Raw genomic sequence first — 23,119 nt, 5'->3', positions numbered from 1 at the left:
CTCACCGTCGCGAGGTGGCGTATATTACGCTTTCCTCTTTCAGAGTCAACCCTGATGTTCAGGATTTTTTCTCTTCAACCGACCGGGTTAACTGTGAAGTGATTCACATCCGCCGTGTCGATGGAGGCGCATTATAGGGAGTTCTCAGCAGGCCGCAACCTAAAAGTTGCAAAAAGATGACTGACTGCTGTATTCCCCAGCAAAACCCCGCTTTATACCCATTTACACACAGACTTATCCACAATTGAGGCGGGATCTCTGTGCGATCCTACGGATTAACAGGCAAGATCAACTATACTAGCGACAAATATTCCCCCACCAGGCCACCCCATGACCACACAACAACTGACGCGTGACTGGCGTCTTCCTACAGCAGGCATCATGTTGCTGGCGATCCTCGTAGCCGGGTTTACCCTGCATACGCACTGGAACACCTTTCTTCAGTGGTGCCTTGCCACGCAAATTACCCTGCACCGTTATCTGGTGATGTACCTGCTCCAGCTTAACAACCACCAGTACAGCGGCGGGTTATGGCTATTAACCGGCGCCTTCTTCTATGGCGTGTTGCACGCCATCGGGCCGGGGCATGGGAAATTCATTGTGACGACCTACCTCACGACAAATAAAGAAAGCGAACGGGCCGCCCGGGTCGTTCCTTTTCTTGGCAGCCTGATGCAGGGCGTCAGCGCCATTCTCTTTGTCTTTATTCTGGCGGTAGGGTTTAACCTTGCATCGGGGGATATCAGTACCAGCCGCTGGTACGTCGAGAAGATCAGCGCGGTGCTCATCGGTGCATTTGGTGTATTTGTCATTTACCAGGCGCTGAAAAGCCTGCGACCTCGCCGGATGGCTATCTCAGCCATCACGCCCCTTCATCAACATAATGAACACTGTGGTTGTGGTCATCACGGTGTAGGTGCAGATCTGGCGCAAGGCGACTGGAAAACCCGGTTGGGCGTCATACTGGCGATTGGTGCGCGTCCGTGCAGCGGGGCGATCATGATCCTGATGTTTTCAAATGCGCTGGGTATTGTTACCTGGGGGATGGCCGCGGTCATGACCATGTCGCTGGGAACGGCGTTGTCGATTATGGGCCTGTCACTGGCGGTACGTTATGCCCGAGAGCGGACGGTGGCCTGGTTTGGCGGCGGGGCTTCACTCAGCTGGCTGGTCCCGGTCTTTAAAATAGCCGGAGGGATAGTCCTGATCCTGTTCGCGACCGTGCTGTTCCTGACGGTACTCCCCATCAGCGCCAATGGCGATTACATCGCCGCAGGCTGCTAATAAAAGAAAACCCGCCAGCGGCGGGTTTTTTATTACTCGTTGATTCGTGGATGCTGGTCCACCAGGCGGGAGCGTTTTTGCTGCAGCTCTTCAATCTCTGCATCAATATCTTCAATCTTCTGCTCTACATTATCGTAGTGTTCGCGCAGGATCTCTTTCGCTTCCTGGATATCAGACGCCGCAGGCGTGGCCCCTTTAAGAGGACGATTCGCCGTCTCCTTCATGGTAATACCGGTAATCAAACCAATCACCGCGATAACCATCAGGTAATAAGCCGGCATCATCAGGTTCTGCGTACTTTCCACCAGCGAGGCGGCAAGCGTCGGGGTCAGACCGGCAATCAGCACCGAGATGTTAAAGGCAGCCGCCAGCGCACTGTACCGAATGTGTGTCGGGAACATCGCAGGCAGCGTCGAGGCCATCACCCCGATAAAGCAGTTGAGGATCACCGCCAGCATCAGCAGACCGGCAAAAATCAGACCCAGCACATTACTGTTAATCAGAATAAAGGCCGGGATTGCCAGGGCAAACAGCGCGACACTCCCCAGAATAATGAACGGTCGACGGCCAAAGCGGTCACTCAACAGCCCCATAATCGGCTGCACAAACAGCATACCCACCATGATGGCGATAATAATCAGCACACCGTGGTCTTCTGAATAGTGCAGGTTATGCGACAGATAGCTCGGCATGTAGGTCAACAGCATGTAGTAGGTCACGTTCGTGGAGATGACCAGACCAATACAGGTCAGCAGGCTGCGCCAGTGCTTCGTCGCAATCTCTTTAAAGGAGACTTTCGGTCCATCCTGCAGCCCTTCGCGGTCGCCCTGCTCCAGTTTCTCAACGTGCTGCTGGAACGCCGGCGTTTCTTCAAGAGCATGACGCAGGTAAAGACCGATAATCCCTAATGGCAGCGCCAGGAAGAACGGAATACGCCAGCCCCAGGAGAGGAAGTTCTCTTCACCGACGACGGTAGAAATCAGCACCACCACGCCCGCACCCAGGACAAACCCGGCAATCGAGCCGAAGTCCAGCCAGCTTCCCATAAAGCCGCGCTTACGGTCCGGGGAATACTCTGCGACAAAGATAGAGGCACCCGTATACTCACCGCCTACGGAGAAGCCCTGGGCCATCTTACAAAGCAGCAGCAGAATCGGAGCCCAAATACCGATGCTGGCATAGGACGGTATCAGGCCGATACAGAACGTACTGATCGACATAATGACAATGGTGATAGCAAGGATCTTCTGGCGACCATATTTATCGCCAAGCATACCGAAGAACAGACCACCCAGCGGGCGAATCAGGAAGGGGACGGAGAACGTACCCAGCGCGGCAATCATCTGCAGACTGGGGTCGGCGCCGGGGAAGAACACTTTACCTAACGCATAGGCCACAAAGCCGTAAACACCAAAATCGAACCATTCCATCGCATTACCCAGCGAGGCGGCGGTGATCGCTTTGCGCAGTTTGGCGTCATCAATAATGGTGACGTCGCGAAGCGTGATGGGTTTGATTTTTTTCCTTCTGAGCATAGCTATCCTCGTAGACTCGGCCCTGTCCGTTTCACAGTCCCGTATGCGATCTGTGAACCATGGGATCCGCTCCATGCGAATCGCCTTATTCAAGCGTAGCAGGTTTACTTACATTGACGTTTTACGTCGATACAACCGAACCTGTTGACGCCTGCCTGGGCAGTTAATGACCTTTTTACCCTACCAGCGTTTATATTTGTGATCAACTTCACACATATATTTATGTTACGTCAGCTGGCTGCAGTTTTTGTCAATTAGCGCAAATCTGCACGTTCTCAATCGCCATAAAAACACATCCTCACACACGTCATTATCTCCCGGACAACGGAAAATGAAACCCCATTACTTCACATCAGATTTACATAAATTATAACCCTCCGACGCGCGTTTAAAACGTTTACGTCAATATGTGATGCAGATAACTAAAACACTGTTTTATTTTCATTGAATCATCATTCCAATGATCGCATGATAATTCCGAATACCACGTTCCCGGTGCTGTGGCACCGCGTTTACCAGGATCGCTTTTTTAGTTTTATTGCATGGGTAATGACGCCATCGAACCCAAAGACATTCAATACATTGAATTTATTGATTTATTTTTTAGTTTTTGCCGCCCGCCATGCGGGATACGATTTGAGGGTTATCTATGAAGATTAAAGCCACGATTGAACGCATACCGGGCGGTATGATGCTGGTTCCGCTTGTACTGGGCGCTATCCTGAATACCCTGGCTCCTGAAACCGGCGCTTATTTTGGCGGGTTCACAAAAGGGATGATTACGGGCACCGTTCCCATTCTGGCCGTCTGGTTCTTTTGTATCGGCGCCTCAATTAATTTACGGGCAACAGGCACCGTATTACGGAAATCCGGCACGCTGGTGATTACGAAAATTGCCGTGGCCTGGGTAGTGGCAATGATCTGTGCGATGTTCATTCCGGAGAATGGAATTCAGACCGGATTCTTCGCCGGATTATCGGTTCTGGCAATTGTCTCTGCGATGGATATGACCAACGGCGGTTTGTATGCCAGCCTGATGAACCAGTACGGCACCAAAGAAGAGTCAGGTGCATTTGTCCTGATGTCTCTGGAGTCCGGTCCGCTGATGACCATGCTGATTCTGGGCTCTGCTGGCCTGGCGTCCTTTGAACCCCACCACTTTATCGGCGCGATCCTGCCCTTCCTGATCGGTTTTGCTCTGGGTAACCTGGATCACGATCTGCGTGATTTCTTCAGCAAAGCCACGCCGGTGCTGATCCCGTTCTTCGGTTTTGCGCTGGGTAACACCATCAACCTGAATGTCATCCTCGATACGGGTCTGCTGGGTATCGTGCTGGGCGTGGCGGTGATCATCATCACCGGTATTCCGCTGATTATTGCCGACCGGGTCATTGGGGGAGGAAACGGAACGGCGGGGATCGCCGCCTCTTCAGCCGCAGGTGCAGCCGTGGCCAACCCGGTGATCATTGCGCAGATTAACCCGGCTTTTGAACCGGTGGCTGCGTCCGCGACGGCACTGGTTGCAGCCAGCGTGATTGTGACCGCGATTCTGGTTCCCATCATCACCGCACTGTACGCAAAACGTGTCGGACATGTTGCTGAGGTTCAGACAGAGCCTAAGCCTGTTGAAACACACCACTAACCGGTGCTCCCCCTCCCGGTGAGAGGGGGATTTCAGCCACCAAAAATCTCTTCCACCATCCCATCCACAAGCCGTTTTGCCGAGCACAGCCTCGGCATACCCAGCGCGACAGTGTGCCAGCTTTGCGTCACCGACCAGCTCACCGGATGGTTATCCGCCTGACACCAGTCGCCCAGCCAGCCGAGCATGTCTTTATGATCTATCAATCCCGGCGACGCGGGCGTTGTCAGCCACTGATGGTAGAAATGGCGGGTGGAAGGAGAAGCGTTGATGCCCTGCGCAAGATAGTTTGCCGCCATACTGCGTAAGTTATCCTTGAGCATCGCCGCCACGTCTTCATTCGCCAGGCGACAGGCATCACCAAATGCGCCCCAGCGCAGCTCTTCCAGGACGACGTAGCAACGCCCGGCCAGCGACCAGCCATCGTAGTGACCGGCTCGCCAGCGGGTAAAAATTTGTTCGCTGTGCTCACCCGCCTGCACCGTCAGCCCTCGCTGGGAGAGCGCCTTCTCTTTATAGGCGGCTCGTTGCGTAAAATGAGCGGAAAGCTCAGCATACTGCTGAATCAGGCCGGGCGACTGCTGGGCCCGCGGGTTAGTCTGCTGACGTAGCGCAATCAATTTGTCTGCCATCAGCGTCAGCGCAAGGTGCCCGGGGTCAAGCATACCGGCCAGCTTTTCCGCCAGCCCCAGGCGCAGCGCCGCATTTTCATTAAGCATACCCGCCATCGCCCAGGGCCGTAGCCGGGTATGCGTCATGATCTCCTGGGTCAAACGCTCACGAAACTGCAGCTGTTGTGGTCCCGGGTGGGGATGACGCGCCGCGTCCACCCCCTGAACCAGATCGACCATAAATTTTGGATGAATACACTCCAGCGTTCGCCCGGGGCCGTCCAGTAGTTGTGTTGTCATGGTTGTTCTGCCGCGAATAGGGTTTGAATATCATCGCGTAACAGTCGGGTATCTTCCTGTATCCACGTCGCAGTCGTGATACTTTGCTTTAACAGCTGGCTGAGCGCTCGGGTCGAATGCTCATTTTGCTGACGTACTGCGAGGCTATCACGCAAACTTTCCTGTAACCCGGTCAGGCATAACGAAAATTCCGCAAAGAACGTTGCCATCCCCGCCGTAACAGAGACATCGACCTGGGCGGTCAAAGCTTTACGGATTTGTTCACAGAACTGATCGATATGCTGCTTGAATTTTTCATGCAGCTGTTCAATATCAATGACATAGCGTGTGCGTGCGACAACATAATCTTCCCAGCCCCAGCCCGGGTTATTCAGCCAGCGAGAGACGGTTTCACGCATGCTCGCCGCGCCCGCTGGCTGGCCTGCCGGGCGGTGGTCCTGCGCAATGGCATCGTTAAACAGCGCCCGGGTGTTGAAGTTAAGTTGATGCGCCTGAAACGCCGGGAAGCTTATCCGCGCGCGAAAACCCGCATGGCTGAGTTGTTCTTTAATACGCGTTTCGATTGGCCGCATGGCTTCATTCAGCGAGCGCGCCAGCGTCGACTCCAGTTGATCGAAGCGTAACGCCAGCTCCCGGCCGATCTTCGTCTGCGCATCCAGCATGATCAGCTCGCAGGAGGAGCGGATTTTACTCAGCGCAATTTGCGCCTGTCCTTCATCATCCAGTACCAGCTGTTTCAGCGCCTGCGGCTCGTCACGGCGAAGATCCCGCGGTTCGATGCCAGCCAGGTCGAGAACAGAGCGGGCGCTAAACACATGGCTAATCGCCTGCTGGAGTGAAGTATTCTGCGACATCATAAAGTCAGCGGTGGTGTTAAGCGCCTGCTCCACTTCATGCTTCACTTCGTCGCTCACCACGCGCTGACGCGTATGCAGCAGGGCCATGTCCTCTTCCAGGCGCGCGATATTCAATTCCAGCGCCTCAAAAGCGACCGTCATCCCCTGGTAGCGGAAGTCCAGGTACTCCAGGGCATTTTGGGCGTAGTTAAGCAGCTTATGCGACGCCGAACGCAGGGCGAAGAGCGATGCATTGGCATAGGCAGCATAAATAAGCTTGCGGATCGGTTGTTCAAATAACGAATCTTCCCACAGCAAATCGGCCGCATGACGAATATGGTCGATGTCGTCCAAATCCTCCGTACGCCAGCGGCGTCCCAGCGCAGCTTCAGCAAAATCCTGAACCCAGCGCTGCTCCTTGTGATCCGGTAGCTGACCGTGGGTAGTCATCTCATAACGGGCGCGGTTCGCCAGATACGCCCACATCGACGAAACGGGATAAATTTGTCCCGGCGAAATATTCCCTTTCATTAAGGTGCCGGAGATCATCGCTTTAACCTGTTCTTCATCGTCGCTGTTACGATCTTTCTGATCGAATTTATTGACCAGCGCATACAGCGGCACCGATTTACCGGCGACTGAAATGGCCTGCCGGACCTCTTGATCGGAAATCGATTTGAGCTGGGTGTAATCCATCACCGCCAGCACCGCCGACGCGCGGGATAACTGCTCGCTCAGCATTTTTTGCAGATGCGGTTGCCCGGCCTCATTCGGCCCAGGGGTATCAAGCAGCGTCAGTTGCCCAAGGTGGGCATCCAGACCCGCGAGATGCACGAACTCCACTTCGATCACCGGAATGTGTTCGATGGCCGCATATTCAGAGAACGGAAACTCGACGCCCAACGCCTGTGAGAGCCTCACCAGGTCGTTAAGGCTTTTCAGACAATGAAATATCGGCTGCGCACCAAGGTGATGCTTCTCGAAAGCCTCACCTTTTTCAATTCTTTCCAGCAGCGTAATCATGTCCTTATCAATTTCCAGACGCTGCGCCAGCTTCCCGCGATCGTAATCGCAGAGCTTTTTCTGTAACAGGAGGATTAATTCATCGATAGGAGAGACGTGAGCAAAATGGAGCACCGGCTCTTTCTGACCCGGCGTATGACGGATCAATGTCGGAAGCGCCGTCATCGGTCGGTTGCGGTTCGGCAACACTTCGGTTCCGACAATGGCATTAATGGTGGTCGATTTCCCCGCTTTCATGGTGCCCACAATTGCCAGCACCATTTCCAGACGGGTTATTTTTCGTAATTCATTATTCAGCATAGCCTGCTGGGCTTCGACACCCCGCGCACTAAAATGCAAAGGTAAGACGTTGTTCTTTTCACCGGTAATGGCTGCGGCGGTGCTTTCCAGCTTCGCCGTCGGCATTGATTTCAACGTATCAAGATTTTGCAGGGCGAGCTGTAACAAACGCTCTGCTTCCTGGCTTAATTCAAAAATGGTCTGTGTGTGCATGATAAAAGCCTTTCCTTAACGCAAATTTATTACTTTTATTAAGCCACTGGTTTTAATTATGTTGTTCAGGCTTATATGATCACGTGTGGAAAACATGTTCACCGAAATATAACTGATTGAAGATAATCAGAAATAAATCGCTATCCTTGCATGGCGTGTAAAGCTTCCCCTCTGGCATGACAGCCAAAAGATAAAAGCCTGGCCCATTTTTAAGAAACTTCAGGATATATCATCATTATTTACCCACCTAAAAAGAGAGGTAATGCGTCACCGCCATAAGATATGGATGACGGGGAAGTCAGGAGATAAATAACAATGTGTCGCTTCACCTTATCCGAAATGGAGGTGCGTAGCAATTTGCTGCAATAAAATATTCGATATATTTACTGCCATTTATTTCCACCGTGTTAATGCCGTAAGCATCGCTTAACTGACTGACAGGAAATGTCACTGGCGACACGCTTTTTGCTTTTTTTTTAAATAGAATATCACCGACAACGGTGTGGATTTGCGTTATACTTGCCCCCTTTTTCGGCACCCAGCCGTCATTTTGCTGGCACTTTCCAGCGTGTTACGCACTTTTTGAGGATACCCTTATGCAACTCCCACACTGCCCGAAATGCAATTCTGAATACACCTATGAAGATAATGGCATGTTCATCTGCCCGGAATGCGCTCACGAATGGAATGACGCCGAGCCGTCGCACGATACTGATACGCTTGTTGTAAAAGATGCGAACGGTAATCTGCTGGCTGATGGCGACAGCGTCACCGTGATTAAAGATTTGAAGGTTAAAGGCAGCTCTTCCATGCTGAAGATCGGCACTAAAGTGAAGAATATCCGTCTGGTAGAAGGCGACCATAATATTGACTGCAAAATTGACGGCTTTGGCCCGATGAAACTGAAATCAGAGTTTGTGAAAAAGAACTGATTTACCCGTCCGGTGGCGCTTCGCTTACCGGGCTGGCGAGAACTACACTTAACGGGCTCTTCTTACGTGAGGTATAGATTATGCCGTTAAGTCCCTACATCTCTTTCGCCGGTAACTGTGCCGAGGCCTCCGCCTTTTATCAGCACGCCGTCGGCGCAGAGCTCCTCTATAAAATCACCTTCGGTGAAATGCCAAAAGGCGACAGCAGCGAAGAAGGCTGTCCGTCTGGCATGCAGTTTCCGGATTCGGCGATCGCCCACTCGAATGTTCGCATTGCGGGCAGCGATATCATGATGAGTGATGGGCAGCCGCCCGGCAGCAAAGCGCAGTATGCCGGGTTCACGCTGGTGCTGGACACCCAGGACGTGGCGGAAGGCAAACGCTGGTTCGACAATCTGGCCGCGGAAGGCCATATCGAAATGGCCTGGCAGGAGACCTTCTGGGCGCACGGTTTCGGTAAAGTCACCGACAAATACGGCGTGCCGTGGATGATTAACGTCGTTAAGCAACAGCAGTGATCTTCTGGCGGTGGGCAGTCTGCCCCCGCCTGTCATCAAACTCCCCTCAACTCTTCAAACTCCCGCAACCGAGACTTAACCCAAATGTCATATTGATGCGCCAGCATGAGGCCACATTTATTGTGAGGCCCAGCATATGCAAACTGTTATCCGCGTCGAGAAACTGAGCAAGACCTTTCATCACAACAAGGCCCTGCATGCCGTTGATCTGACCGTCCAGCAGGGCGAAATGGTGGCGCTCCTGGGGCCATCCGGCTCTGGTAAATCCACCCTTATGCGTCATTTAAGCGGCCTTATCACCTGTGATAAGACCTCAGAAAGCCACGTCGAGCTGCTGGGCAACACCGTGCAGCGTGCAGGACGCCTGGCGCGGGATATCCGCAAAAGCCGCGCCCAGACGGGCTATATCTTCCAGCAGTTCAACCTGGTCAATCGCCTGACGGTACTGGAGAACGTGCTGATTGGCGCGCTCGGCAGCACCCCGTTCTGGCGTACCTGTCTGCGCTGGTTCTCCCCCTCTCAAAAGCAGGAAGCGTTGCAGGCGCTGACCCGCGTCGGAATGGCGCATTTCGCCCACCAGCGCGTCTCCACCCTGTCCGGTGGACAGCAGCAGCGCGTGGCTATCGCCCGTGCCCTGATGCAAAAAGCGCAAATCATTCTTGCCGATGAACCCATTGCCTCGCTGGACCCGGAATCGGCTCGCATCGTGATGGAAACCTTGCGCGACATCAACCTCAACGACGGCATCACCGTGGTGGTGACGCTGCACCAGGTGGACTACGCCCTGCGCTATTGCGAGCGCATCGTCGCGTTGCGTCAGGGGCATGTGTTCTTTGATGGCCCAAGCCATCAGTTTGATAACGACCGTTTCGACCATCTCTACCGCAGCATTAACCGCGTCGAAGAGAACGCGCAGGCTGCTTAATTAAAACCGATCCGAGGAAAGTACATGAGCTACAAAGCCGTTGCCGCGCTGGCGTTTACCAGCATGTTCAGCATAAGCACTCTGTTAAGCCCTGCGTACGCCCAGGAGCAGGAAAAAGCGCTGAACTTTGGCATTATTTCGACGGAATCACAGCAGAACCTGAAACCTCAGTGGGAACCGTTCCTGAAAGATATGGAAACCAAACTGGGGATCAAAGTGAACGCCTTCTTCGCCCCGGACTATGCGGGCATCATCCAGGGGATGCGCTTTAACAAAGTCGACATCGCCTGGTACGGCAACCTCTCCGCCATGGAAGCGGTGGATCGCGCGAACGGCCAGGTCTTTGCCCAGACCGTTGCCGCAGATGGCTCTCCGGGTTACTGGAGCGTGCTGATCGTCAATAAAGACAGCCCTATTAACAACCTGAACGACATGCTCGCCAAACGTAAAGAGCTGACGTTTGGTAACGGCGATCCCAACTCCACCTCAGGTTTCCTGGTGCCGGGCTATTACGTCTTTGCTAAAAACAACGCCTCTGCCAGCGAGTTTAAGCGCACCGTGAACGCCAGCCATGAAACCAACGCGCTGGCCGTGGCCAATAAGCAGGTGGATGTTGCCACGAACAACACCGAGAACCTCGACAAGCTGAAAACCTCGGCACCGGACAAGCTGAAAGCGCTGAAGGTTATCTGGAAATCCCCTCTGATCCCGGGCGACCCCATCGTCTGGCGCAAAAACCTGTCTGAGACCACCAAAGACAAGGTGTACGACTTCTTTATGAATTACGGCAAAACGCCGGAAGAAAAAACGGTTCTGGAACGCCTGGGCTGGGCACCTTTCCGCCCGTCAAGCGACCTGCAGCTGGTCCCGATTCGCCAGCTGGCGCTGTTTAAAGAGATGCAGGGCGTGAAGGACAACAAGGGTCTGAAGGAGGAGGAGAAGAGCAGCAAAGTGGCTGCGATTCAGGCTCAGCTCGAAGACCTTGACCGCCTGACCGCGGCGCTCGGCGCCATGAGCAGCGTGAATAAAGCGGTGCAATAACGCTTACCGCCCTCTCCCGGTGGGAGAGGGCATTCAGACCAAAGGGGCACACATGCAAACCATCACCCTCCCACCGCCGAAACGCAGCTGGTTCTCGCTTTTTAGCTGGGCCATTTTGCTTGCGGTGCTCGTTATCTCCTGGCAGGGCGCGGAAATGGATCCGCTGCTGCTGTTTAAAGATGCCGGCAATATGGCCACTTTTGCCGCCGACTTCTTCCCGCCTGATTTCAGCCAGTGGCAGGATTACCTCAGTGAAATGGCGGTCACTCTGCAAATCGCCGTCTGGGGCACCGCCCTGGCCGTCATCCTTTCTGTTCCGTTCGGCCTGATGAGTGCCGAGAACATCGTACCGTGGTGGATTTACCAGCCGATGCGTCGCCTGATGGACGCCTGCCGCGCCATCAACGAAATGGTCTTTGCCATGCTGTTCGTGGTGGCCGTCGGCCTGGGTCCGTTCGCCGGGGTGATGGCGCTGTTTATTCATACCACCGGCGTGCTCTCCAAGCTGCTCTCCGAGGCGGTGGAAGCTATCGAGCCGGGCCCGGTCGAAGGGATTCGCGCAACGGGCGCCAACAAAATTGAAGAGATTCTCTTCGGCGTACTGCCCCAGGTGATGCCGCTGCTGATCTCCTACTCCCTGTACCGTTTCGAATCCAACGTTCGTTCCGCCACCGTCGTCGGCATGGTGGGCGCAGGCGGTATTGGCGTCACGCTGTGGGAAGCGATTCGCGGGTTCCAGTTCCAGCAAACCTGCGCCCTGATGGTGCTCATTATCATCACCGTCAGCCTGCTGGATTTTATGTCTCAACGTTTGCGTAAGCACTTCATCTGAGAAGCGAGGCTTTGATTTGTATGCACTTATCCAGACATCCGACCAGTTACCCCACCCGCTGGCAAGAGATAGCGGCAAAGCTCGAGGTGGAACTTCGCACCCACTACCGCTGCGGAGACTACCTGCCTGCCGAGCAGCAGCTTGCCGACCGCTATGAAGTGAACCGACACACGCTGCGCCGCGCCATTGATCAGCTGGTCGAGCGCGGCTGGGTGCAGCGCCGTCAGGGCGTCGGCGTGCTGGTGTTGATGCGTCCGTTTGACTATCCGCTCAATGCGCAGGCGCGTTTTAGCCAGAACCTGCTGGATCAGGGCAGCCACCCGACCAGCGAAAAACTGCTGTCGGTGCTGCGCCCGGCCTCAAGCCACGTCGCGGACGCGCTGGGCATTCAGGAGGGCGACAATGTCATCCACCTGCGTACCCTGCGTCGGGTCAACGGCGTGGCGGTGTGCCAGATAGACCACTACTTCGCCGACCTGGCGCTGTGGCCGGTGCTGCAAAATTTCTCCAGCGGCTCGCTGCATGATTTTCTTCAGGATGCCACGGGCATCGCGCTTAAACGTACCCAGACGCGCATCAGCGCCCGCCGCGCGCAGGCCAAAGAGAGCAAAGTGCTGGAGATCCCCAACATGGCTCCGCTGCTCTGCGTTCGCACCCTCAACCACCGTGACGGCGAGATCGACGCGACGGAATACTCCGTCAGCCTGACCCGCGCCGACATGATCGAATTCACCATGGAGCACTGAATGCATTTCGATACCTCCACCCGCCAGCGCTGGATGGGCGTCCTGGCGCACAGCCAGCCCGCTGCGCTTTCGGACCGCATGCAGGCGCTGAATCTGACGCCGGAATATGACCTCATCCGCGCGCCGGAAATCGGTCTGGTGCAGATCCAGGCGCGTATGGGCGGTACCGGTGAGCGCTTCTTCGCCGGCGATGCCACCCTCACCCGCGCAGTGATCCGCCTGAACAGCGGCACGCTGGGCTACAGCTACGTGCTCGGGCGCGACAAACCACACGCCGAACGCTGCGCGGTGATTGACGCCCTGTTACAGGAACAACCTCATTTCCAGACCCTGATGGAAACCCTTATTGCCCCGCTGGAAGCCGACCGTGCTGCACTGATTGCCGCCCGCCAGGCCCAGATAAACACCAGCCGGGTCGACTTCTTTACGCTCGTTCGCGGAGATAACGCATGACGCTTCAACCCGCTTTTACCCTGGCCGTCCAGGATGCCCAACAAAGTTTTCGTCGCCTGCTGAAAGCCATGAGCGAACCGGGCGTCATCGTCTCGCTGCATCAGCTCTCTCAGGGCTGGCTGCCGCTGAATCTGGCGACCACCAGCGTACTGCTGACGCTCGCCGACAACGACACCCCGGTGTGGCTCTCTGGCGCGTTATCGAATGATATCGCCAGCCAGAACCTGCGCTTTCACACCAACGCCCCGCTGGTTGAACAACCCCGGCAGGCGGTGTTTGCCGTGGCCGACGAGCAAATCAGCCACGAGCAGCTTAATGCCCTGAGCGAAGGAAGCGCGGTGGCACCGGAGACCAGCGCCACGCTGATTTTGCAGGTATCAAGCCTGAGCGGTGGCCGCATGCTGCGCCTCACGGGGGCGGGTATTGCCGAAGAGCGCATGGTCGCGCCACAGCTGCCGGAGTGCATCATTCATGAACTGACCGAACGCCCGCACCCGTTCCCGCTCGGTATTGACCTGATCCTCACCTGCGGAGAACGCCTGCTGGCCATCCCTCGTACCACTCATGTGGAGGTGTGCTGATGTACGTTGCCGTCAAAGGGGGCGAGAAGGCTATCGCCGCCGCCCATGCCTTGCAGGCGCACAGACGACGGGGTGATGACGCGCTTCCCGAGCTCAGCGTCACCCAGATTGAGCAGCAGCTCAATCTGGCCGTCGACCGGGTAATGACTGAAGGCGGCGTCGCTGATCGCGAACTGGCGGCGCTGGCGCTGAAACAGGCCAGCGGCGACAACGTCGAAGCCATCTTCCTGCTGCGTGCTTATCGCACCACACTGGCGAAACTGGCGGTGAGCGAACCGATCAATACGGCAGAAATGCGTCTGGAACGTCGTATTTCGGCGGTCTATAAAGACATCCCCGGTGGCCAGCTGCTTGGGCCCACCTATGACTACACCCACCGTCTGCTGGATTTCACCCTGCTGGCGAACGGCGAAACGCCCCAGTTGAGCACCTCGGATGCAGAGCAGGTTCCCTCCCCGCACGTTTTTAGCCTGCTGGCGAAACAGGGTCTGGCGAAGGCCGAAGACGATACTGGCGCGCAACCTGACGACATCACCCGCACGCCGCCGGTTTACCCCTGTTCACGCTCGTCGCGCCTGCAGCAGCTGATGCGCGGCGACGAGGGGTATTTACTGGCGCTGGCCTACTCCACCCAGCGTGGCTACGGCCGCAACCATCCGTTCGCGGCGGAGATTCGTAGCGGCTACCTTAACGTCGAGATCGTGCCCGAAGAGCTGGGTTTTGCGGTGAACATCGGCGAACTGCTCATGACCGAATGCGAAATGGTGAATGGATTTGTCGCCCCCGAGAACGAGGCCCCGCATTTTACCCGCGGTTACGGGCTGGTGTTCGGCATGAGTGAGCGCAAGGCGATGGCGATGGCGCTGGTCGACCGTGCCCTGCAGGCACCGGACTACGGCGAAGCGGTCTCCGGCCCGGCGCAGGACGAGGAGTTCGTGCTGGCCCATGCGGATAACGTCGAGGCCGCGGGCTTCGTTTCCCACCTCAAGCTGCCGCACTACGTCGATTTCCAGGCCGAACTGGAACTGCTGAAACGCCTGCAACGGGAGCGCGCACATGACTAACTTAAGCGGCTACAACTTTGCTTATCTGGATGAACAAACTAAACGCATGATCCGCCGCGCCATTTTGAAAGCGGTGGCTATCCCCGGTTATCAGGTGCCGTTCGGCGGCCGCGAAATGCCCATGCCATACGGCTGGGGTACCGGCGGCATTCAGCTGACCGCCAGCGTCATTGGCGAGTCGGACGTGCTGAAGGTCATCGACCAGGGGGCTGATGACACCACCAACGCCGTGTCGATTCGCCAGTTCTTTCAACGGGTGACGGGCGTCAATACCACCGAAAAAACCGAAGATGCGACGCTGATCCAGACCCGTCACCGCATTCCGGAAACACCGCTGACGGAAGATCAGATTTTGATTTTTCAGGTGCCTATTCCGGAGCCCCTGCGCTTTATCGAGCCGCGTGAAACGGAAACCCGCACCATGCACGCCCTGGAAGAGTACGGCGTCATGCAGGTGAAGTTGTATGAGGATATCGCCCGCTTCGGCCATATCGCCACAACCTACGCCTATCCGGTCAAGGTCAATGGACGCTACGTGATGGACCCGTCCCCCATCCCCAAATTCGACAACCCGAAGATGGACATGATGCCTGCCCTGCAGCTGTTTGGTGCCGGGCGTGAAAAACGCATCTACGCCGTACCGCCTTACACCCGCGTGGAGAGTCTCGATTTCGACGACCACCCGTTTACGGTGCAGGAGTGGGACGAGCCGTGCGCCATTTGCGGCTCAAAACACAGCTATCTGGACGAAGTGGTGCTGGATGACACGGGCAAACGGATGTTTGTCTGCTCCGACACCGACTTCTGCCGCCAACAGAGCGAGGCGAAAAGCCAATGAAACCGCTGCTTTCGGTTAATAACCTGACCCACCTTTACGCGCCGGGCAAAGGCTTCAGCGACGTCTCGTTTGAGCTGTGGCCGGGCGAGGTACTGGGTATTGTCGGCGAGTCCGGCTCGGGCAAAACCACCCTGCTGAAATCTATCTCTGCACGACTGACGCCGCAAAAGGGCGACATTTTATATGAGGGCCGGTCGCTGTACGGCATGAGCGAGGCCGAACGTCGTCGCCTGCTGCGCACCGAATGGGGCGTGGTGCATCAACATCCCATGGACGGCCTGCGCCGGCAGGTCTCGGCCGGAGGCAATATCGGTGAAAGGCTGATGGCCACCGGCGCACGCCATTATGGCAACATCCGCGCCACAGCACAGCAATGGCTGAGCGATGTGGAGATCCCCACCTCGCGCATTGATGACCTGCCCACCACCTTCTCCGGCGGTATGCAGCAGCGCCTGCAGATTGCCCGCAATCTCGTCACTCACCCGAAGCTGGTGTTTATGGACGAACCCACCGGTGGGCTGGACGTCTCCGTTCAGGCGCGTCTGCTCGACCTGCTGCGCGGCCTGGTGGTGGAACTGAACCTGGCCGTGGTGATTGTCACCCATGATTTAGGCGTTGCCCGCCTGCTGGCGGACCGTCTTCTGGTGATGAAGCAGGGTCAGGTGGTGGAAAGTGGGCTGACCGACCGCGTACTCGACGATCCCCACCATCCGTACACCCAGCTGCTGGTGTCATCGGTATTGCAGAATTAAGAGGCCCCCATGATCCGCGTAGAAAATGTCAGTAAGACCTTTGTACTCCACCAGCAAAACGGCGTGCGCCTGCCGGTCCTGCACAGCGCCTCTCTGGACGTTAGCAAGGGTGAATGCGTGGTGTTGCACGGCCATTCCGGCAGCGGCAAATCGACGCTGCTGCGCTCCCTGTACGCCAACTATCTGCCGGACGAAGGCCATATCTATATTCGTCATGGCAATGAATGGGTCGATCTGGTGCAAGCGCCGGCGCGTAAGGTGCTGGACGTGCGCCGCTCGACGATCGGCTGGGTCAGCCAGTTTTTGCGGGTGATCCCACGGATCTCCGCCCTGGACGTGGTCATGCAGCCGCTGCTGGACCTGGGCGTTCCGCGCGAGACCTGTGCCGCGAAAGCCGCCGGCCTGCTCACGCGCCTGAACGTGCCGGAACACCTCTGGCACCTTGCCCCGTCGACCTTTTCCGGTGGCGAGCAGCAGCGGGTGAATATCGCCCGCGGATTTATCGTCGACTACCCGATTTTACTGCTTGATGAACCCACTGCCTCGCTCGACAGTAAGAACAGCGCGGCGGTGGTTGAACTGATCGAACAGGCCAAAGCACGCGGCGCGGCGATCGTGGGGATCTTCCACGACGACACCGTTCGCTCCCGCGTCGCAGACAGGCTGCACCCGATGGGGACGCTCGCATGATCGTGAATAACGTAAAGCTGGTGCTGGAAAATGAAGTCGTTGATGGCTCGATTGAGATCCAGGCCGGAGAGATCCGCGCCTTTGCGGAAACCCAGAGCCGCGCCCCGGAAGCGATGGACGGTGAAGGGGGCTGGCTGCTGCCGGGCCTTATCGAACTGCACACCGATAATCTGGATAAATTCTTTACCCCGCGTCCGAAAGTCGACTGGCCAGCTCATTCCGCGATGAGCAGCCATGACGCGCTGATGGTCGCCAGCGGCATCACTACCGTGCTGGACGCCGTAGCGATTGGCGACGTGCGCGACGGCGGCGACCGTCTGGAAAACCTTGAGAAGATGATCAACGCCGTGGAAGAGACGCAAAAACGCGGCCTTAACCGCGCCGAGCATCGTTTGCACCTGCGGTGTGAACTCCCGCATCACACCACTCTGCCGCTGTTTGAAAAGCTGGTGGACCGCGAGCCGGTCTCACTGGTCTCGTTGATGGACCACTCGCCGGGGCAGCGTCAGTTCGCCAGAATAGAGAAATACCGCGAGTACTATCAGGGAAAATACGCGCTGACCAACGAGGAAATGGCGCGTTATGAAGAGGAACAGCGACAGCTTGCGGCGCAGTGGTCTCAACCAAACCGACTCTCCATTGCCGCCATGTGTCGGGATCGCAACATTGCCTTAGCCAGCCATGATGATGCGACGCATGAACATGTGCGCGAATCACACCAGCTTGGCAGCGTAATCGCTGAATTTCCCACCACGTTTGAAGCAGCAGAAGCCTCCCGCACCCATGGCATGAACGTCCTGATGGGGGCGCCGAATATCGTGCGCGGCGGCTCACACTCCGGCAACGTGGCGGCAAGCGCGCTCGCGTCGCTAGGTCTGCTGGATATCCTCTCGTCCGACTACTACCCCGCCAGCCTGCTGGACGCCGCCTTCCGGGTCGCGACTGACGAAAACAATCGCTTTACGCTGCCGCAGGCGATTCGTCTGGTAACGAAAAACCCGGCAACGGCACTCAATCTTCACGATCGTGGAGAGATAGCTGAAGGTAAACGGGCGGATCTGGTGCTGGTTCACCGTAAGGGCGAGCACATCCATATCGACCACGTCTGGCGTCAGGGGAAACGGGTGTTCTGATGGGAAGACTAATCTGGCTAATGGGGCCGTCAGGCTCTGGTAAGGACAGCCTGCTGTCCGCGTTACGGCAGCGGGAACATCCCCAGCTTCTGGTTGCGCACCGCTATATCACCCGTGCGGCGAATGCCGGGAGTGAGAACCATATCGCCCTGAGCGAGCCGGAATTTTTCACGCGCGCCGGGCAAAATCTGCTGGCGCTTAGCTGGCACGCCAACGGTTATTACTACGGGATAGGCATCGAGACAGACCTGTGGCTGCACGCCGGGTTCGACGTGCTGGTCAACGGCTCACGCGCACACCTTCAACAAGCGCGCGCCCGCTATGAAGCAGCGCTGTTGCCGGTCTGTCTGCAGGTCTCGCCTGATGTGCTGCGCAGCCGGTTGCAGAGCCGGGGTCGCGAAAACGCCAAAGAGATAGAGCAGCGGCTTGAACGTGCGGCGCGCTATACCCCATCGAACTGTCATATCCTCAATAACGACGGAAGTTTGCTACAGTCAGTCGATAACTTTTTAACGCTTATCCGTCAGAAGGAGAAACAGCATGCCTGACTGCCAGCTTCGCCCCGCCACTGCCGACGATGCGCAGATTGTTTACGCGCTGATTTGCGAACTCAAGCAGAGTGAGTTTGATCATCAGGCGTTCCACGCCGGGTATCTTGCCAATCTGCAGGACCACAATATGCGTTACCAGCTGGCTGAATTAAACGGCCAGGTGGTGGGCATGATTGGCCTGCATATGCAGTTTCACCTGCACCACGCCAGATGGATTGGCGAGATCCAGGAGCTGGTGGTCATGCCACAGGCGCGCGGTCTCAGGGTGGGCAGCCAGCTGCTGGCCTGGGCGGAGAACGTGGCGCGGCAGGCGGGCGCTGAACTGACAGAGCTATCCACCAGCGTGAAGCGCCTGGACGCTCACCGTTTTTATGCGCGTGAAGGGTATACGCAGAGCCATTTTCGTTTCACCAAACTGTTGTAGAGGTGCACGATGAGTCTGACGATTACGTTAACGGGAACCGGTAGCGCTCAGCTGGTGCCGGTGTTTGGCTGCGACTGCGCGGCGTGTCGCCGGGCGCGTCTGCAGGATAACCATCGCCGTCGCCCCTGTAGCGCGGTAGTCAAATTCAACGATGCGGTAACGCTGCTGGACGCCGGTATCCCGCACCTGATGGACGACTGGCCGGCAGGCAGCTTTCAGCAGTTTTTACTGACCCATTACCATATGGATCACGTCCAGGGGCTGTTCCCCCTGCGCTGGGGCGTCGGTGCCCCTGTTCCGGTGTACGGCCCACCAGACGAGGCGGGGTGTGACGACCTGTTTAAACACCCGGGGATTCTGGATTTCAGCCATACGGTAGAGCCGTTTGTGGTGTTTGAACTGCAGGGCCTGCGGGTCACGCCGCTGCCGCTGAATCACTCGAAAATCACCTTTGGCTACCTGCTGGAGTCCGCCCACAGCCGTGTAGCCTGGCTCTCCGACACCGCCGGATTACCTGATAAAACGGTAAAATTTCTGCTCAATAACCGGCCGCAGGCGATGATCATCGACTGCAGCCACGAACCGCGTGACGAAACGCCGCGCAACCATTGCGATCTGAATACGGTTATTGCCTTAAATGAGATCATCGGCTGTCCGCAGGTGATCCTGACCCATATCAGTCATCAGTTCGACGTATGGATGATGGATAACCCGCTACCCGACGGGTTCGAGGCGGGATATGACGGAATGACGTTGTTGCTGGATTAGGTCACTCCCTCTCTGAATGAGAGGGCGAGGCGTATGGATGCTAAACCGCGCGTATCAGCGATCGTAATCGTCTTCTAACCGGCGTTCATCTTCTTCTAACTGACGCCTGTCATCATCCAGCTGGCGTTGACGCTCATCCAGACGGCGACGGCGATCCTCCAGTTGCCTGCGGCGATCGTCATACTGACGGCTGTCGGTCTGGCGGCTGCGATCGTAGCGATCGTCGTCATCATCGCTACTGCGACTGCTGCTGGGGTTATAGGCATCGTTGATCGCCTGCTGAATATTGCCAATGGCTTCATCAATAACATCGGCGTGAGCCAGTTGGCTGGTAAGTGACAGCAGACCAAATAACAGAGCGGTAGAGTAACGTTTCATAAGACCAGACTCGCAGGTGGACTGGCCTTACGGTAATGAACAACAGCTGGCTGGGGTAGCGGAGGAATCTCATTTCTGCGCCTGTTCAATCACCCCTATCGCTTCCACTCTCACCTGGTGTCTCCCGCCCTCAAATTCTGCATTGAGCCAGGCATCGACAATCATTTTTGCCAGCTCAAGGCCAACAACACGTGAGCCAAATGCCAGTATATTGGTGTTGTTATGCTGCCTTGAAAGCTGCGCAGAATAAGGCTCACTACATACCACTGCACGAATGCCGGGGTATTTGTTGGCCGTAATAGAGATCCCAACGCCGGTACCACAAATTAAGATGCCTCCATCAACCTCACCGTCGAGCAGGGACGTCGCAACAGCGCTGGCATAATGCGGGTAATCGGTGCGTTCGGGCGACCAGGTACCCTTATCCACCACCTCTACGCCACGCCCATGCAGATGGGCCAGTATGTCCTCTTTCAGTATGAAGCCAACGTGATCGCAACCAAACGCAATCCTTTTCATGATTTGCCTCTCAGTGAGTAAACTTTACGAACGCGATGTATTTTGTGATTTAAGACCGGTTAGTTGTGCAATAAAACCACAAAACCATCGCGTTCTGAGCGTGTTCTACACCCCTGAGGATCGCATTTCAACCCTGACCTGATGGTTAAGTTTGCCTGTAAGTCTTAGTCCACTCAATGCCAAAGAAATTAAGTAATTGATTTACAACGAATGAAGCAACAACGCACAGCCCAAAACTTCACAACCAATAAAACTTTATGAATTTATAAATACTGTGAAGTTGGCAACATATTTCCCGGGAAGGTTGTGATGATATAGTGTCGTCTTCATTTTTAAGGACAACAGAGAGCGATGAGTCAGTCAGAATTTGAAAAAGAGCTGCCTAATGGCATCGGTCTGGCACCTTACCTGCGTATGAAACAGGAAGGGATGACCGACAACGAGAGCCGTATCGTCGACTGGCTGCTTCAGCCAGGTAACCTGAGCGGTGCGCCGGCAATTAAAGATGTTGCCGAAACACTGCTGGTCTCGGAAGCGATGATCGTCAAAGTAGCCAAGCTGCTCGGGTTTAGCGGTTTTCGTACTCTGCGCGCAGCGCTTGTGGACTACTTCTCTCAATCCGAGCAGGTGCTCCCCGCTGAACTCGCCTTTGATGAAGCGCCACAGGATGTGGTTAATAAAGTGTTCAACATTACGCTTCGCACCATTATGGAAGGCCAGTCGATTGTTAATGTGGATGAAATTCATCGCGCAGCACGTTTCTTCGCTCAGGCTAACCAGCGCGATCTCTACGGCGTCGGCGGCTCTAACGCCATTTGTGCCGACATCCAGCACAAGTTTTTACGTATCGGCGTGCGCTGCCAGTCCTATCAGGACGCCCATATCATGATGATGTCAGCATCGCTGCTGAAAGAGGGAGACGTAGTGCTGGTGGTAACACACTCAGGACGCACCAGCGATGTGAAAGCCGCAGTAGAGTTAGCGAAAAAGAACGGTGCGAAGATTATCTGCATTACCCATAGCTATCATTCACCCATTGCCAAACTCGCTGATTATATTATTTGTTCGCCAGCACCAGAGACCCCTTTATTAGGGCGTAACGCCTCCGCGCGTATATTACAACTCACACTATTAGATGCTTTATTTGTATCCGTTGCACAACAGAATATTCAACAGGCCACACTCAACATGCAAAAAACCGGTGCTATTGTGGATTTCTTCTCCCCTGGCGCCCTGAAGTAAAGATAAAAGGTTGATCCCGTATTAGCGGGATCAACAAAAATATACCCTACATTGAGAACACTGCTATGAATAAATATCTGAAATATTTCAGCGGCGCCGCTATGGGCTTAATGTTATCTACCAGCGCATTTGCTGCCGCAGAATATGCAGTAGTATTAAAAACATTGAACAATCCATTCTGGGTGGATATGAAGAAAGGGATCGAAGATGAAGCAAAAACCCTGGGGGTAAGTGTTGATATTTTTGCTTCGCCGTCAGAGGGTGATTTTCAGTCTCAACTGCAGCTTTTTGAAGACTTGAGTAATAAGAAATACAAAGGCATTGCCTTTGCCCCACTCTCCTCGGTCAACCTGGTGATGCCCGTCTCACGCGCCTGGCAAAAAGGCATTTATCTGGTCAATCTCGATGAAAAAATCGATATGGATAACCTGAAAAAAGCCGGCGGTAACGTTGAAGGTTTTGTCACGACGGATAACGTAGCCGTTGGGGCAAAAGGGGCAGGCTTTATCATTGATAAACTCGGTGTTCAGGGCGGTGAAGTCGCGATTATTGAAGGGAAAGCCGGAAATGCATCGGGAGAGGCACGCCGCAATGGCGCGACAGAAACCTTCAAAAAAGCAAGTCAAATCAAGCTCGTTGCCAGCCAACCCGCCGACTGGGATCGCATTAAAGCCCTGGATGTCGCCACCAACGTTTTGCAACGCAACCCGAATTTGAAAGCCTTCTACTGTGCAAACGACACCATGGCAATGGGCGTGGCACAGGCGGTGGCAAACGCCGGTAAAACAGGAAAAGTACTGGTCGTTGGCACGGATGGCATTCCTGAAGCACGTAAGATGGTCGACGCCGGACAAATGACCGCCACCGTCGCGCAGAACCCAGCGGATATTGGTGCTACGGGCCTGAAGTTGATGGTGGATGCGGCGAAAACCGGCAACGTGATCCCACTAGAAAAAACGCCTGAATTCAAACTGGTTGATTCGGTTCTGGTGACGAAATAACTGATATC

The 23,119-nt window shown here is 55.5% G+C and carries 25 protein-coding genes; 20 read left to right on the top strand and 5 right to left on the bottom strand.

All coding sequences use genetic code 11. The features are described 5' to 3' along the window. Positions 1-330: 330 nt before the first annotated feature. Entirely contained in the window at positions 331-1,284 is a 954-nt protein-coding gene (locus AAIR21_RS23570) for a nickel/cobalt transporter (RefSeq protein ID WP_014168275.1), read from the top strand. 32 nt (positions 1,285-1,316) lie between these two features. Here the strand turns inward: AAIR21_RS23570 and proP are convergent, their stop codons facing one another. Further along, the gene (gene proP / locus AAIR21_RS23565) at positions 1,317-2,819 is read right to left on the bottom strand and encodes a glycine betaine/L-proline transporter ProP (RefSeq protein ID WP_020882807.1); all 1,503 of its coding nucleotides are present in this window, start codon (positions 2,817-2,819) and stop codon (positions 1,317-1,319) included. 649 nt (positions 2,820-3,468) lie between these two features. Here proP and kdgT point away from each other — a divergent pair. Further along, positions 3,469-4,461 carry a 2-keto-3-deoxygluconate transporter gene (kdgT, locus tag AAIR21_RS23560; RefSeq protein ID WP_014168273.1) on the top strand — a complete coding sequence of 331 codons (993 nt, stop codon included), beginning with the start codon at positions 3,469-3,471 and terminating at the stop codon, positions 4,459-4,461. Positions 4,462-4,493: 32 nt separating this feature from the next. On the opposite strand, the gene AAIR21_RS23555 is transcribed toward kdgT, so the two are convergent. Together AAIR21_RS23555 and crfC are read right to left on the bottom strand one after the other, a co-directional pair. Then, the gene (locus tag AAIR21_RS23555; protein ID WP_014168272.1) at positions 4,494-5,372 is read right to left on the bottom strand and encodes a diguanylate cyclase regulator RdcB family protein; all 879 of its coding nucleotides are present in this window, start codon (positions 5,370-5,372) and stop codon (positions 4,494-4,496) included. Then, complete coding sequence (crfC, locus tag AAIR21_RS23550) at positions 5,369-7,723, bottom strand: clamp-binding protein CrfC (protein ID WP_434682360.1); 2,355 nt, start codon at positions 7,721-7,723, stop codon at positions 5,369-5,371. The genes AAIR21_RS23555 and crfC overlap by 4 nt, the downstream gene beginning before the upstream one ends. A 596-nt stretch (positions 7,724-8,319) precedes the next feature. Here crfC and AAIR21_RS23545 point away from each other — a divergent pair. From AAIR21_RS23545 to phnP, 16 genes are all read left to right on the top strand, one after another. Continuing rightward, entirely contained in the window at positions 8,320-8,655 is a 336-nt protein-coding gene (locus tag AAIR21_RS23545; protein ID WP_020882810.1) for a zinc ribbon domain-containing protein YjdM, read from the top strand. Between the two features lie 80 nt (positions 8,656-8,735). After that, the gene (gene yjdN / locus AAIR21_RS23540) at positions 8,736-9,173 is read left to right on the top strand and encodes a VOC family metalloprotein YjdN (RefSeq protein ID WP_014168269.1); all 438 of its coding nucleotides are present in this window, start codon (positions 8,736-8,738) and stop codon (positions 9,171-9,173) included. A gap of 136 nt (positions 9,174-9,309) precedes the next feature. Further along, positions 9,310-10,098 (top strand): phosphonate ABC transporter ATP-binding protein, encoded by a 789-nt coding sequence (gene phnC / locus AAIR21_RS23535; protein WP_014168268.1) that lies wholly within the window; start codon positions 9,310-9,312, stop codon positions 10,096-10,098. A 24-nt stretch (positions 10,099-10,122) separates the two neighbouring features. Then, positions 10,123-11,139, top strand: coding sequence for a phosphonate ABC transporter substrate-binding protein (gene phnD / locus AAIR21_RS23530; RefSeq protein ID WP_014168267.1), 1,017 nt, complete (start codon positions 10,123-10,125; stop codon positions 11,137-11,139). A gap of 52 nt (positions 11,140-11,191) precedes the next feature. Next, positions 11,192-11,971, top strand: coding sequence for a phosphonate ABC transporter, permease protein PhnE (phnE, locus tag AAIR21_RS23525; protein WP_025206369.1), 780 nt, complete (start codon positions 11,192-11,194; stop codon positions 11,969-11,971). 20 nt (positions 11,972-11,991) lie between these two features. Continuing rightward, positions 11,992-12,717 carry a phosphonate metabolism transcriptional regulator PhnF gene (gene phnF / locus AAIR21_RS23520; protein ID WP_020882813.1) on the top strand — a complete coding sequence of 242 codons (726 nt, stop codon included), beginning with the start codon at positions 11,992-11,994 and terminating at the stop codon, positions 12,715-12,717. Beyond that, the gene (phnG, locus tag AAIR21_RS23515; RefSeq protein WP_020882814.1) at positions 12,718-13,170 is read left to right on the top strand and encodes a phosphonate C-P lyase system protein PhnG; all 453 of its coding nucleotides are present in this window, start codon (positions 12,718-12,720) and stop codon (positions 13,168-13,170) included. Beyond that, on the top strand, positions 13,167-13,751 hold the full coding sequence (phnH, locus tag AAIR21_RS23510) for a phosphonate C-P lyase system protein PhnH (RefSeq protein ID WP_014168263.1): 585 nt from the start codon (positions 13,167-13,169) through the stop codon (positions 13,749-13,751). The genes phnG and phnH overlap by 4 nt, the downstream gene beginning before the upstream one ends. Continuing rightward, positions 13,751-14,815 carry a carbon-phosphorus lyase complex subunit PhnI gene (locus AAIR21_RS23505; RefSeq protein WP_059306466.1) on the top strand — a complete coding sequence of 355 codons (1,065 nt, stop codon included), beginning with the start codon at positions 13,751-13,753 and terminating at the stop codon, positions 14,813-14,815. The genes phnH and AAIR21_RS23505 overlap by 1 nt, the downstream gene beginning before the upstream one ends. Further along, positions 14,808-15,653, top strand: coding sequence for an alpha-D-ribose 1-methylphosphonate 5-phosphate C-P-lyase PhnJ (gene phnJ / locus AAIR21_RS23500; protein WP_014168261.1), 846 nt, complete (start codon positions 14,808-14,810; stop codon positions 15,651-15,653). Before AAIR21_RS23505 ends, phnJ begins: the two co-directional genes overlap by 8 nt. Then, complete coding sequence (gene phnK / locus AAIR21_RS23495; RefSeq protein ID WP_020882816.1) at positions 15,650-16,405, top strand: phosphonate C-P lyase system protein PhnK; 756 nt, start codon at positions 15,650-15,652, stop codon at positions 16,403-16,405. The genes phnJ and phnK overlap by 4 nt, the downstream gene beginning before the upstream one ends. Positions 16,406-16,414: 9 nt before the next feature. Then, positions 16,415-17,095: a phosphonate C-P lyase system protein PhnL gene (gene phnL, locus AAIR21_RS23490; protein ID WP_014168259.1), complete on the top strand. Its 681-nt coding sequence runs from the start codon at positions 16,415-16,417 to the stop codon at positions 17,093-17,095. Beyond that, complete coding sequence (phnM, locus tag AAIR21_RS23485; protein WP_434682359.1) at positions 17,092-18,228, top strand: alpha-D-ribose 1-methylphosphonate 5-triphosphate diphosphatase; 1,137 nt, start codon at positions 17,092-17,094, stop codon at positions 18,226-18,228. Before phnL ends, phnM begins: the two co-directional genes overlap by 4 nt. Next, positions 18,225-18,776, top strand: a complete 552-nt coding sequence (gene phnN, locus AAIR21_RS23480) for a ribose 1,5-bisphosphokinase (RefSeq protein WP_040018699.1) — start codon at positions 18,225-18,227, stop codon at positions 18,774-18,776. Before phnM ends, phnN begins: the two co-directional genes overlap by 4 nt. After that, entirely contained in the window at positions 18,769-19,203 is a 435-nt protein-coding gene (gene phnO, locus AAIR21_RS23475) for an aminoalkylphosphonate N-acetyltransferase (protein ID WP_014168256.1), read from the top strand. The genes phnN and phnO overlap by 8 nt, the downstream gene beginning before the upstream one ends. A gap of 9 nt (positions 19,204-19,212) precedes the next feature. Continuing rightward, positions 19,213-19,971, top strand: coding sequence for a phosphonate metabolism protein PhnP (gene phnP, locus AAIR21_RS23470; protein ID WP_040018698.1), 759 nt, complete (start codon positions 19,213-19,215; stop codon positions 19,969-19,971). 54 nt (positions 19,972-20,025) lie between these two features. Here phnP and yjdP read toward each other — a convergent pair whose 3' ends face one another. Continuing rightward, positions 20,026-20,349 (bottom strand): DDRRRQL repeat protein YjdP, encoded by a 324-nt coding sequence (gene yjdP, locus AAIR21_RS23465; protein WP_014168254.1) that lies wholly within the window; start codon positions 20,347-20,349, stop codon positions 20,026-20,028. A gap of 69 nt (positions 20,350-20,418) precedes the next feature. After that, positions 20,419-20,868 carry a bifunctional allose-6-phosphate isomerase/ribose-5-phosphate isomerase RpiB gene (rpiB, locus tag AAIR21_RS23460; protein ID WP_025206372.1) on the bottom strand — a complete coding sequence of 150 codons (450 nt, stop codon included), beginning with the start codon at positions 20,866-20,868 and terminating at the stop codon, positions 20,419-20,421. A gap of 351 nt (positions 20,869-21,219) precedes the next feature. Here rpiB and AAIR21_RS23455 point away from each other — a divergent pair, with 351 nt between their 5' ends. After that, positions 21,220-22,110 carry a MurR/RpiR family transcriptional regulator gene (locus tag AAIR21_RS23455; RefSeq protein ID WP_014168252.1) on the top strand — a complete coding sequence of 297 codons (891 nt, stop codon included), beginning with the start codon at positions 21,220-21,222 and terminating at the stop codon, positions 22,108-22,110. A 65-nt stretch (positions 22,111-22,175) separates the two neighbouring features. Then, entirely contained in the window at positions 22,176-23,111 is a 936-nt protein-coding gene (gene alsB / locus AAIR21_RS23450) for a D-allose transporter substrate-binding protein (RefSeq protein ID WP_025206373.1), read from the top strand. Positions 23,112-23,119 lie beyond the last annotated feature (8 nt).

This window comes from Enterobacter sp. PTB (genome assembly GCF_051130085.1).
GTDB classification, from domain to species: domain Bacteria; phylum Pseudomonadota; class Gammaproteobacteria; order Enterobacterales; family Enterobacteriaceae; genus Enterobacter; species Enterobacter ludwigii.
The sequence above is the reverse complement of the archived record's forward strand: the minus strand, read 5'-3'. Positions and strand labels throughout refer to the sequence as shown.